This window comes from Rhizobium sp. SJZ105 (assembly GCF_007828365.1).
Lineage (GTDB): Bacteria > Pseudomonadota > Alphaproteobacteria > Rhizobiales > Rhizobiaceae > Agrobacterium > Agrobacterium tumefaciens.
In genome coordinates, this window is record NZ_VIUP01000011.1 from 1 (window position 1) to 11,599 (window position 11,599).

Genomic DNA, 11,599 nt, shown 5'->3' on the forward strand with positions numbered 1-11,599 from the left:
TTAGCCGATCGGCGAAAATGCCGGTCTCAACATAACAGAGCCCAGGGAATGCGACGCAGAATAAGCATTTTGCCCCTTGAGTTCTTTCATTGGAGGAAGACTATGCAGACTGTCAATCTTTTCATCGGTGGCGACCATTGCCCAGCCGCAAACGGCAAGCGTTTCGAGCGCAACAATCCGATCACCGGGGACCTGGCAACCAGTGCGGCGGCGGCAACGCCTGAGGATGCCACACGTGCGGCCGATGCCGCAGCCGCAGCCTTTCCCGTCTGGTCGGCAACGCCGCCCGGCGAACGCCGTCGCCTGCTTCTTGCCGCGGCGCAGGCGCTCCGCGATGCCGGGCCGCAGATTACGCTGGCGATGAAAGAGGAGATTGGCGCGACGGATGCCTGGGCCGGTTTCAACGTGATGCTGGCCAGCGACATGCTGGTCGAGGCGGCCAGCCTTACGACCCAGATAAAGGGCGAAATCATTCCCTCCAACCGCCCGGGAACCACGGCGATGGCACTTCGCCAGCCGGCGGGCGTGGTTCTGTCCATCGCGCCATGGAATGCACCGGTCATTCTCGGCGTACGCTCCATCGCCACGCCACTTGCCTGTGGCAACACCGTGGTGATGAAGACCTCGGAGCTTTGCCCGCGCACCCATGCGCTGATCATCGAGGCCGTCGCTTCGGCAGGTCTGCCGAAAGGTGTGCTGAACGCCGTCTCCAATGCGCCGGAAGATGCGGCGAAAATCGTTGAAACACTGATCGCCCATCCGGCTGTCAGAAGGGTGAATTTCACCGGTTCGACCCGCGTCGGTCGTGTCATTGCGGAAACGGCGGGCCGTTACCTGAAGCCAGCGCTTCTGGAGCTTGGCGGCAAGGCACCCTTCATAGTGCTTGATGATGCCGATATCGATGCAGCAGTGGCTGCGGCCGCCTTTGGCGCTTACATGAACCAGGGCCAGATCTGCATGTCGACGGAACGCATCATCGTACTCGACAGCGTTGCCGACACCTTTGTCGGGGCCTTTGCCAAAAAAGCGGCGAGCCTGAAGGCGGGAGACCCTCGCGAGGGAAAAATGCCGCTTGGCTCCTTGGTCAGCGCCGAGGCCGCGTCCCGCATCCGGGCGCTGGTGGATGACGCCGTTGCCAAAGGCGCACGCCTTGTGGCCGGCGGAGGCGGCAATGGTACCATGCTGGATGCGCTTGCCGTCGATGGCGTGACCTCTGCGATGCGGCTCTATTCCGAAGAAAGCTTCGGCCCGGTCGTTTCCATCATTCGCGCCGGCAGCGTCGATGAGGCAGTCAGTATCGCCAACGAAACCGAGTTTGGTCTTTCCGCAGCTATTTTCGGCAGGGATCAGGCAAAAGCACTCGCGGTAGCCGGGCGCATCGAAAGCGGCATTTGCCACATCAACGGACCCACCGTTCACGACGAGGCGCAGATGCCGTTCGGTGGAGTGAAGGCCTCCGGTTACGGCCGTTTTGGCGGCACGGCGGGCATTGCGGAATTCACCGAACTGCGATGGGTCACGCTGCAGGACGGACCGTTGCATTACCCGATTTAAGCCGGAAGCATCACCGGCTGGCTGGTCACGTCAACGCTTCTCGTCGATCAGCCAGCCGGTGAGTTTTCTGACCGCACTGTCGCTGCTTTTCGGCCTCAGCAACCAGTAGCCGCGACCCGGCGCATCCAGACTCGGGCCTGCGGTCACCAGGACGCCTGCCTCGACCAGCGGATCGACCAGTCCCGCCCAACCGAGGGCAAAACCCTGTTCGCCGATCGTTGCCTGAACCACCATGGTGTAATTGTTGAAACTGATGTCTCCGCTTTCGTTTTCCGCGCCCCTCAGCACGCCGAAATGCTTGAAATAGGACGCCCAGTCGAACCAGTGCGCCTGTGAGGTATTTTCGAGGTGGATGAGTTTCAGCCGCGAAAAATCAGCCACGGTTTCGGGTGCCGACTGCTCCGCCAAAAGCGCCGGCGAGCAGACGGGCGTGACCTTCTCCGAAAGCAGCAGCACCGCGCCGTCGCCGGCATCCTGCCGCGTGCCGAAGATGATCATCACGTCGCTGTCGTGTTTGCCCTGTCCGAGCGGATCCTGCGTGGCGACGATCTGGATGTTGATGTCAGGATTGAGCGCGCGAAAACCATGCATGCGCGGGATGAGCCAGAGAGAGGAGAAGGCATAGTCCGTGTGCAGGCGGATTGTCTGCCGCTCCTCCGTTCTGCGAAGTTGCTGGGCCAGAAGATCGATGGCATCGACATTGCGCGAGACGATCTCGAACAGCTTTAGCCCCTCGGCCGTCAACTCGATGCCGCGATGTTTACGCCGCACCAGTGCAACGCCCAGATCGTCTTCCAGCCGGCGGATCTGATAGCTGACAGCTGGCTGGGTCAGCCGCAGGGACGCCGCCGCTGCCGTCAGGCTGCCGCGCCGGGCGACCTCGGTAAAAATGCGCATCCATCCAAGATCGAGCGGCCGCTCTGTCATAGAAATTCCTTATATCAGTCATCGAAAAATACCCGCTTCACAGGCAAAAACAATGTGGTGTTCAATAAACTGGACTAATAAAAGGGGAGCCGCAATGAAAACCGTTTCTCGCATGCACCGCATCGCCGCCGGACTGTTTTTGTCCGTGGCGGCCTTCTCCACCCCGCTTTATGCCGCCGATGATGCGGCCTGCAAGACCATCCGCCTCAGCGATCCCGGCTGGACCGACATCACCGCCACCAATGGCGTCACCTCGGTTCTGCTCGATGCTTTGGGGTATGAGGCTGACGTCAAGACGCTGTCGGTACCGATCGGCTATCAGGCCATGAAAAACGGCGAGATCGACGTTTTTCTCGGCAACTGGATGCCCGCCCAGAAATCCTTCGTTGACGACCTCAATGCCGCCAAGGCGGCCGACGTGATGACGAAAAACCTCGAAGGCGCCAAGTTCACCCTGGCAGTGCCTTCCTATATGGCCGAAAAGGGCGTGAAGGATTTTTCGGATCTTGCCAAACACGCTGACGAATTTGAAAGCAAGATTTACGGCATCGAGCCGGGCGCACCCGCCAACCAGAACATTCAGAAGATTATCGATGCCAATGATTTCGGCCTGAAGGGCTGGCAGCTTGTCGAATCCGGCGAGCAGGCGATGCTGGCGCAGGTGGAACGGGCCGGAAAAGACAAAAAGGCGGTCGTCTTCCTAGCATGGGCGCCGCACCCGATGAACGAGAAGATCGATATCGCCTATCTCTCCGGCGGTGACGCCTATTTCGGCCCGAATTTCGGTGGCGCCGAGGTCTATACACTTGCCCGTACCGGCTGGCCGCAGCAATGCCCGAATGCGGCGACGCTTTTCAAGAACCTTAAATTCGATATCGGCATGGAAAATGCCCTGATGGGTTCCATTCTCGGTGGCGAGGATTCCAAGGCGGCGGCAGCGACGTGGCTGAAAGCCAATCCGACATCGCTGGATGGCTGGCTGCAGGGCGTTACCACGCTGGATGGCAAGCCGGGTGCGGATGCCGTCAAAGGCAAGCTTGGCCTCTGAGACTGTAGGGTGAAATGCCGCGTCCCAATATCCTGATCCTGATGGCCGACCAGTTCAACGGGACGTTTTTTCCCGATGGCCCGGCCGACTTTCTTCATGCGCCACATCTGAAAGCGTTGGCGGAGCGGTCTGTCCGTTTCGCCAATACCTATACGGCAAGTCCGCTTTGCGCGCCGGCCCGGGCTTCGTTCATGTCCGGTCAATTGCCCAGCCGGACGCGGGTTTACGATAATGCCGCCGAATTCGCGTCGGATATTCCGACCTATGCGCATCACCTGCGGGCAGCTGGTTATTACACCGGCCTTTCCGGAAAGATGCATTTTGTCGGACCGGACCAGCTGCACGGCTTCGAAGAGCGTCTGACGACGGATATTTATCCGGCGGATTTCGGCTGGACGCCTGATTATACCAAGCCGGGCGAGCGGATCGACTGGTGGTATCACAATCTCGGTTCGGTCACCGGCGCGGGCGTTGCCGAAATCACCAATCAGATGGAATATGACGATGAGGTTGCCTATCACGCAACCCGCAAGCTCTACGATCTGTCGCGCCGGCTCGATGACCGACCGTGGTGCCTGACCGTCAGCTTCACACATCCGCATGACCCGTATGTGGCACGGCGGAAATTCTGGGATCTCTATGAGGATTGCCCGGCACTCGATCCGCAGATAGGGGCGCTTCCCTTCGAGGAGCAGGATCCGCATTCAAAACGGTTGCTGGAAGCCTGTGATCATCAGGCCTTCGATATTTCACCCGACGAGATACGCCGGGCGCGGCGCGGTTATTTCGCCAATATCTCCTATATCGACGAGAAGGTCGGCGAAATTCTCGACGTATTGAAGGCGACGCGGATGGAGGAGGACACGATCATCCTGTTCCTCTCCGACCATGGCGATATGCTGGGCGAGCGCGGCCTGTGGTTCAAGATGTGCTTTTTCGAGGGTTCGGCCCGCGTGCCCTTGATGATCGCAGCACCCGGCTGGAAACCGGCGCTTATCGACGCGCCGGTTTCGACGCTGGATGTCACACCGACGCTGTGCGGTCTGGCAGGCCTGGATATTACCTCACTGAAACGCTGGACGGATGGCGAAGACCTTGCGGCTTTGGCTGCGGGAACAGGCGAGCGCGGGCCAGTGCCGATGGAATATGCCGCCGAAGGTTCGATCGCGCCACTCGTCGCCATCAGGGATGGCCGTTACAAGCTCTCGGTCTGCGAAGCGGATCCGCCGTTGCTCTACGACCTCGAGACGGATCCTGAAGAGCAGATAAACCTTGCCGGCAATCCTGAATTCGCTGATGTGCTGTCATCGCTTTCGGCTGAAATCGGCCGACGCTGGCAGCTGCCCGTTTTCGACGCATCGGTGCGGGAAAGTCAGGCGCGGCGCTGGGTGGTCTACAAGGCGCTGCGAAACGGCGCCTATTTCCCGTGGGATTATCAGCCATTGCAGAAAGCCTCGGAACGCTACATGCGCAACCACATGGACTTGAACGTGCTGGAGGAAAACCAGCGTTTTCCACGCGGGGAATAACGCTGGCAGGGATTATGCGGCGGCGGTCGTTCTCGGCGCGCCGCCCGTGGCCTGCACGGCAAGGCTACCCGCCGCGACGCCTGCCTCAAGGCATTGCTTCTCGTCCGCCTGCCGAAGCCAGGCATCGATGAAACCGGCATTGAAGGCATCACCCGCGCCCGTCGTGTCGACGACGGGTACCTTCTTCGCCGCCGCATGGTGTAGGCCTGTCTGCGAGGACACCCAGGCGCCCTCTGCCCCGCCTTTCAGGGCGACGACAGGAAACGACCCCGACAAGGCTCTGGCCGCCGACTCAGGGTCAGAATGGCCTGTGATCGCCTCGGCTTCTTCGAGGTTGGGCAAAAACACGTCGACGCCATCGCACGCCTTGAGCAGGCCTTTGTCATAAATCAGCGAGGCATCCCAACTGGGATCGAGCGAGACGGATAGTCCGCTGTCCCTGGCGCGGGCGACGAGATCGGGGATTTCGTGCAGTGTGGCGAATTCTGCGATGTGCAGATGGCAGGCCCCGTTCCACGAAAATGCGGCATCAAGGGTCGATGGCCGGGCGATACCGGCGCGCCGTGTCAAAAACGCCCTGTCATGGCCAACCACCGTCGCGACGGTGACCTGCGGGCCCGCATCTGCCGAGTGTTCCAGAAATTGCAGGTCTACACCGCTTTGCTGCATTTTCTCGCCGATGGCGCGTGAGAAGGTGTCGGTGCCGAGCCTTGCCAGCAGCGTGGCCGTGCGGCCGATATGGGCGAAATGCGCAGCCGCAATGAAAGCCCCGCCACCGGCGGCGATTTCCATGTCGCTGGCAAACAGCTCCCGGCCGAGCACCGGCAATTCGTCAAGCCCGGTGAAAATGAGGTCGCAATAGATCCGGCCGATACTGATGACCGCTGACTTTTCCGTGTCTGTCGTCATCATGCGCGACCCAGAAGCTTTTCCGTCTTGGCATCGAAAAGATAGAGCGCGCCTGCCTGCGCCTCGCATTGCAAGCGGCTACCCACCTGGGGAATGGCCTTGCCCCTTGCTGTCGCGATGACCGAGGTCGTGGGCGTGTCCAGATGAACCAGCGTTTCCGGGCCGAGCGGCTCCACGGCTGTCACTGTTCCCTCCAGCGAGAAGGACCCTTGAGTTGTCTCGCCTTCTCCAACCAGCAGATCATGGGGGCGAATGCCAATCAGCAGATCGCCATCGGCAGACTGTGTAACGCTGTTCGTCGTTCTTTTGCCCCGCAGCAGGTTCATCGACGGGCTGCCGATGAAACGCGCAGTGAAGACGTCCACCGGCGTCTCGTAAAGTTCCGAGGGCGTGCCGACCTGCAGGATATGGCCGTCCTTCATCACGACAATCCGGTCGGCCATGGTCATGGCTTCCACCTGATCGTGAGTGACGTAGACGGTGGTTGTCTTAAGACGTTGGTGCAAGCGCTTGATTTCAATGCGCATCTGCGATCTCAACTGGGCGTCGAGATTGGAGAGCGGCTCATCGAAAAGGAAGGCTGAGGGATCGCGCACCATGGCGCGGCCGATGGCGACGCGCTGTCTCTGTCCGCCGGACAAAGCCGCGGGCCGACGGTCTAGCAATGCCTCAAGTCCGAGCACCCGACCGGCCTCTTCGATACGCCGGTTCTTTTCCGCCTTGTCGAGCTTTGAGGTATAGAGCCCGAAGCCGATGTTCTGGCGAACCGTCATATGCGGGTAGATCGCATAGTTCTGGAAGACCATGGCGATGTTGCGCTGTTTCGGTTCTTTCTCGTTGACGACGTTTCCGGCAATTTTCAGCGTTCCGCCCGAAATCTCTTCCAGACCCGCGATCATTCTGAGTGTCGTGGATTTGCCGCAGCCGGAAGGGCCAACGAATACGACGAATTCGCCGTCTTCAATGGCAAGGTCGATGCCTTTGACTGCCTCCACCTTGCCGTAGCGCTTTACGAGTTGATTGAGTTCGATTGTCGCCATTATCGCGCTCCCGTCAGGGCGGTAAATTTCTCTGCAAGCTCAGCGGCTTTTGTCGCTGCGTAGTCGGCGGATCGCTGTGCTTCTGCTTCAAACGCAGCAAGTTTATCGCGATAGGCCGCAATCGCCTCGCGCATCGGCTCCGGGGCAGGGCCGCCGAAGCGGCTGCGCACGGCGACAAAGTGCTCAGGCGAGACGATCTGCCTGAACTTTTCCTCATCGACACTGGTCTCGCGTCCTGCCAGTTCCTCGAACGCCTTGCGGAACGGCTGGTAACCGTCGTTCGGCAGGTCACCCTTCAGCGCGACAACGCTTTTGGCGACGGTTGCGGCAATTTCATGGGCCTGGCGGAATGACAGGTCTTCGATGCGGACAAGAGAATCTGCCAGTTCCGTGATGGTGATGCAGGAACGGCGAATATTCTGGTCGACCCTTTCCGGATCGATACTGATCTTGCCGACGAGGCTGGCAAGGAGATCGAGCACCCGGCCGGCAGAGGCGAAGGCTTCGTAACCCATGCCCTGGGTTTCGCCCTCGCTGTCGTTCATGTCGGTGAAGGGCGTGTTGTGCATCACGTCGAGCATGGTCCTTGCCCGCCCGAATGTCTGGCTAGCAAGGTGGCGCATATGTTCGATCGGGACCGGGTTTCGTTTCTGCGGCATGATCGACGAAATCTGCACCAGCGAATTCGGTACGTAGATCTGCCCGACTTCGAAACTCGTCCAGAACTGGAAGTCCTGAATGAGCCTGCCGAGATGTAGAAACATCAATTCGATGGCGCCATAGGTCGCTGTCGTATAGTCGACGGCGGCGATGCAGGAATAGGAATTGCGCAAGGGTGCCGCAAAGCCGAGAAGTTCGGCGACACGTGCCCGGTCGATGGGAAAGCCGGACGTGGTGATGGCCGCAGCGCCCATGGGTGAGAGATCGACGATGCGCCGGGCCTCAGTGAAGCGGTCAATATCCCGGATCAGCACTTCGATGGCGGCGGAAAGATAGTGGCCGAAGGTGGTGGGCTGGGCCGGTTGTCCGTGCGTATAGGCGACGATCAACGTCTTCTCATTGCGCTCGGCGGCGTCGATCAGGGCGGCCAGCAGAAGCCGCGCCTTGGCAGTGAGCGTGTCGATCTTGTCTTTCAGGCCGATTTTGAAAAGCGTGTGATCGATGTCGTTGCGCGAGCGTGCGGTGTGCAGGCGGCCTGCCACATCGACACCGATGCGGGCTTTCAGCTCCTTTTCGATCAGGAAGAAGAAATCCTCGACCTCGCCGGTATAGACCAGCTCCGATGGATTGATGGTCCTGTCGATGTCATCAAGCGCTTCGGCGATTTTTGCTGCCGTGTCCGCATCGAGAATGCCGGTCTCGCGCAGCATGACCAGATGGGCGCGGTCGATGCGGCGGAAACCGTCGACATGGTGGTTCTTGGCGCCATCGAAAAGCGGACGCAGCACGGTTTCCTTGTAAACTGGGTCGGGAAACTTGCTGGTATCCGACAGGCGCGGGTTCATATCGGCCATGATGTTATCCTTTCAGGCCTGCCAGCATCACACCGCGAACGATGTAGCGTTGCAGGACGATGAAGACGATAAGGGTTGGGATGGTCGCAATGGCAGCGCCGGTCATGATCATTTCCCACTGGATCTGTTGTTCCACCGCAAAGCTCGATAGGCCGACGGGCAGCGTGTACAGCTCCTTGCTGGTAGTCACGATCAGGGGCCAGAAGAATGCTGTCCAGTTGCCGAGGAATGTGAAGATTGCAAGCGCCGAAAGGGCAGGCGTCACCAGCGGCAGGGCTACCTTCCACCAGATCTGGAATTCGTTCAGCCCGTCGACACGCGCTGCCTCCAGGAAGTCGTTCGGAACCGTCTCAAAGAACTGCTTCATCAGGAAGGTGCCGAAGGCCGTCATCATTCCCGGGAACATGATGCCCCAGTAGCTGTCGAGCCAGCCAAGCTGGCTGGACATCAGATACCAGGGGATAACAAGCATTTCGGTCGGGATCATCAGCGTGGAAAGGATCGCGAGGAAGATGAAGTAGCGACCGCGAAACTCGAATTTGGCCAGCGTATAACCGACCAGACTGTCGAAGAAGCAGTTGGAGACGGTGACGATGACCGCAACGAACATCGAGTTGAAGAACCAGCGGAGAAAACGGCCGTCGGCCATGACAGTCATGTAATTCGCAAGCGTCGGTGCTGCGGGAAGGAGCCTGAGATCATAGACCTGATCCGCGGTCTTGAACGAGGTCGAAAACATGAAGAGCAGCGGCGAAATCATGATCAGGCCGCCGATGAACAGCAGCGTCCAGGCAAGGATGCGGCCGGGGCGGACGCGGGCGTGGGAGAGTGGCAACGCTTCGCTCATTTCTTTTCCCTCAGAACCCAGAGCTGGACCAGCGACACGACAAGAAGAATGGTGAACAGGACAACCGTCTGCGCGGCGGCATAACCCATCGCATAGGAGTTGAACGCGGTCTGGTAGATCATCAGCACCAGCGGTTTGGTTGAGCCGAGCGGTCCGCCCGGATCGTTGGTGGTCATGTTGTAGACCTGATCGAAAATGCGCAGGAAACCGATTGAGGAGAAGACGACCAGGAAAACGGTAGTTGGTTTCAGGAGCGGCAGCGTGATCTTTCGAAGGATCGCCCATTCGCCAAGTCCGTCGATGCGCGCGGCCTCATAAAATGTCGTCGGAATGGAGCGCAGGCCCGCCATGAAGATGATGATCTGGAAACCAAGCCCCGCCCAGATGGACGTCACCATGACCGAATAAAGCGCCTGATCGGTAGAACGGATGAACGGCTGTTGCGGAATTCCGATCATGCCAAGCACGTCGTTGATGATGCCGATCGGCGGCGGCTGATAGAACCAGCGCCAGACCCATGCCATTGCCGCTGCCGTCGTCAGATAGGGCAGGAAATAAAGCGCGCGGATGAAACCGTGCAGGATGCGCACCCGATCCAGATAAAAGGCGATGACGAAAGCCAGAACCAGACTGATGGGCGTGCCGACGATGAGATAGGTGAAGGTGTTCTTGAAAACCTTCCAGAATTGCGGATCCTTGAACAGCTTGACGTAATTGGCAACGCCGATGAACTTTGCCGGGCGCAGCAGGTCCCAGTTGGTGAAGGACAACCAGAAGGCCTGCAACGTCGGGTAAAAACGGATGATGCTGTAAAACAGGATCGGGATAGCAAGAAAGCTCCAGATCCACACAAGCCGTTTCGTGCGCATGGAAAAGCGATCCCCGAAGGAGCCGCCGGGGCGGCCGGATGCCGCCCCCTGTTGATCGATCGCTGTCATGATTGGACCTGCGGTTTTACGGTTTGGCCGCGTCGATGATTTCCTGCTCGGCGCTGGCGGCCTGCTTGATGGACTCCTCGACGGATTGACCCTCGAGCAAAATCCGGTTCGTCATGTCGATGGCGTTCTGCCGCTGGGCTGCCTCATCCATGAACCGTGTCGTATGGGCGTATTCGAGACCCTTCAGGAACGGTGCATAGATCGGGTCTTTCAGGTTCTCCTCGGTCAACGCCGCAGATCGCCGCGCCGACTCGCCAACCGTCTTCAGCCAGATCGCCATGGCTTCCGGTGAGGAGATGTAAGCGAGGAATTTCTTCGACGCTTCCAGTTCTTCACCGGTTGTCTTGGCGCTGATGCCATTGGCGAAATAGCTGGCATAGTTGGAGCGGATATTCTTGTCATTGGTGGGAAGCTCGGTCACGCCCCACTCGAAGTCCTTGATGGTTCTGAAAGATCCAAGCCTGAACGTGCCGTCGATGGTCATGCCTGCCTTGCCCGCACGGAAGGCAGCCTGGCCTTCGTCCATAAAGCCCACCTGACCGATCTTCTTTTCAAGCTGCAGGCTCGTATAGAACTTCAGCGCCTGGATGCCCGCCTCGCTGTCATAGGTGACTTTCTGGTCGTTGTCGGTGTAGGGCTCGCCGCCATATTGGCGGATAAGAACTTCGCGCCACCATTGGTGGTCCTGACCGCCCATATCGAGCGTGGAGCCTGCAACGGTCAGGTTTCCGGCGGCATCGTGCTTGGCGATCTTTTCCGCCGCGGCAACAAATTCGTCCAGCGTCTTCGGCGGATTGGCGGCATCAAGACCGGCTTCCGTGAAGAGCTTCTTGTTGTAGAAAAGTGCGAGCGAGCGAACCGCCGTCGGCAGGCCGTAATAATCGTCGCCGCGCTTCATGGCGCCGACGATGGGGAAAAATTCGCTTTCGATCTTGTCATGCGGGAAAGCGTCTGTCGGCAGCGGCTGCAAGATACCGCCGGCTGCAAACTTGTCGAGCCAGCCGTAGAAGAGCTGCATCACGTCAGGGCCTTTACCGGACATGTTGGCGGCAATCACTCGCGTCTGGTAGTCGGCATAAGGGAAGGTCACCTGTTTGACGGTGATATCCGGATTGGCCTTCTGAAACTCGGCGATAAGCTCGTCCATCGCTTTGACGCGTGTGTCGAAGACATATTGCCAATATTCGATTTCAACCGCCTGCGCGGCGTTGAATGCAAATGTGCTGAAACCGGCGACCAAGCCGGCGAACAAAGTTGCCCTGCGCATGTAAGCCTCCATTTTCTCCGCCCGGT

At 59.2% G+C, this 11,599-nt stretch carries 10 protein-coding genes; 3 read left to right on the forward strand and 7 right to left on the reverse strand.

The window, feature by feature from the left end; genetic code table 11:
• Window positions 1-102: 102 nt before the first annotated feature.
• Entirely contained in the window at window positions 103-1,554 is a 1,452-nt protein-coding gene (locus FB593_RS22875; RefSeq protein WP_065705623.1) for an aldehyde dehydrogenase, read from the forward strand.
• Window positions 1,555-1,584: 30 nt separating this feature from the next.
• Here the strand turns inward: FB593_RS22875 and FB593_RS22880 are convergent, their stop codons facing one another.
• On the reverse strand, window positions 1,585-2,481 hold the full coding sequence (locus FB593_RS22880; protein WP_004431240.1) for a choline sulfate utilization transcriptional regulator: 897 nt from the start codon (window positions 2,479-2,481) through the stop codon (window positions 1,585-1,587).
• A gap of 94 nt (window positions 2,482-2,575) precedes the next feature.
• On the opposite strand from FB593_RS22880, the gene choX reads away from it, so the two are divergent.
• Window positions 2,576-3,529: a choline ABC transporter substrate-binding protein gene (gene choX / locus FB593_RS22885; RefSeq protein ID WP_065705621.1), complete on the forward strand. Its 954-nt coding sequence runs from the start codon at window positions 2,576-2,578 to the stop codon at window positions 3,527-3,529.
• Between the two features lie 14 nt (window positions 3,530-3,543).
• Entirely contained in the window at window positions 3,544-5,058 is a 1,515-nt protein-coding gene (betC, locus tag FB593_RS22890) for a choline-sulfatase (protein WP_035200389.1), read from the forward strand.
• 12 nt (window positions 5,059-5,070) lie between these two features.
• Here betC and FB593_RS22895 read toward each other — a convergent pair whose 3' ends face one another.
• Genes FB593_RS22895 through FB593_RS22920 form a run of 6 tightly spaced genes read right to left on the reverse strand, consistent with a single transcriptional unit; the run spans window position 5,071 to window position 11,585 of the window.
• Window positions 5,071-5,970 carry a carbohydrate kinase family protein gene (locus FB593_RS22895; protein ID WP_035200391.1) on the reverse strand — a complete coding sequence of 300 codons (900 nt, stop codon included), beginning with the start codon at window positions 5,968-5,970 and terminating at the stop codon, window positions 5,071-5,073.
• A complete protein-coding gene (locus tag FB593_RS22900; RefSeq protein ID WP_004431247.1) occupies window positions 5,967-7,007 on the reverse strand; it encodes an ABC transporter ATP-binding protein in 1,041 nt (346 codons plus the stop codon). Before FB593_RS22900 ends, FB593_RS22895 begins: the two co-directional genes overlap by 4 nt.
• Window positions 7,007-8,521 carry an argininosuccinate lyase gene (argH, locus tag FB593_RS22905; RefSeq protein ID WP_035200392.1) on the reverse strand — a complete coding sequence of 505 codons (1,515 nt, stop codon included), beginning with the start codon at window positions 8,519-8,521 and terminating at the stop codon, window positions 7,007-7,009. Before argH ends, FB593_RS22900 begins: the two co-directional genes overlap by 1 nt.
• A 4-nt stretch (window positions 8,522-8,525) precedes the next feature.
• Complete coding sequence (locus FB593_RS22910) at window positions 8,526-9,368, reverse strand: carbohydrate ABC transporter permease (RefSeq protein WP_145167017.1); 843 nt, start codon at window positions 9,366-9,368, stop codon at window positions 8,526-8,528.
• Window positions 9,365-10,306: a carbohydrate ABC transporter permease gene (locus tag FB593_RS22915; RefSeq protein WP_004431252.1), complete on the reverse strand. Its 942-nt coding sequence runs from the start codon at window positions 10,304-10,306 to the stop codon at window positions 9,365-9,367. Before FB593_RS22915 ends, FB593_RS22910 begins: the two co-directional genes overlap by 4 nt.
• Before the next feature lie 16 nt (window positions 10,307-10,322).
• A complete protein-coding gene (locus FB593_RS22920) occupies window positions 10,323-11,585 on the reverse strand; it encodes an extracellular solute-binding protein (protein WP_145167018.1) in 1,263 nt (420 codons plus the stop codon).
• Window positions 11,586-11,599: the final 14 nt, after the last annotated feature.

Coding starts and splice junctions, on each gene's coding strand:
- FB593_RS22875 (WP_065705623.1), top strand. CDS start 103: ATGCAGACTGTCAATCTTTTCATCGGTGGCGACCATTGCCCAGCCGCA.
- FB593_RS22880 (WP_004431240.1), bottom strand. CDS start 2,481: ATGACAGAGCGGCCGCTCGATCTTGGATGGATGCGCATTTTTACCGAG.
- choX (WP_065705621.1), top strand. CDS start 2,576: ATGAAAACCGTTTCTCGCATGCACCGCATCGCCGCCGGACTGTTTTTG.
- betC (WP_035200389.1), top strand. CDS start 3,544: ATGCCGCGTCCCAATATCCTGATCCTGATGGCCGACCAGTTCAACGGG.
- FB593_RS22895 (WP_035200391.1), bottom strand. CDS start 5,970: ATGATGACGACAGACACGGAAAAGTCAGCGGTCATCAGTATCGGCCGG.
- FB593_RS22900 (WP_004431247.1), bottom strand. CDS start 7,007: ATGGCGACAATCGAACTCAATCAACTCGTAAAGCGCTACGGCAAGGTG.
- argH (WP_035200392.1), bottom strand. CDS start 8,521: ATGGCCGATATGAACCCGCGCCTGTCGGATACCAGCAAGTTTCCCGAC.
- FB593_RS22910 (WP_145167017.1), bottom strand. CDS start 9,368: ATGAGCGAAGCGTTGCCACTCTCCCACGCCCGCGTCCGCCCCGGCCGC.
- FB593_RS22915 (WP_004431252.1), bottom strand. CDS start 10,306: ATGACAGCGATCGATCAACAGGGGGCGGCATCCGGCCGCCCCGGCGGC.
- FB593_RS22920 (WP_145167018.1), bottom strand. CDS start 11,585: ATGGAGGCTTACATGCGCAGGGCAACTTTGTTCGCCGGCTTGGTCGCC.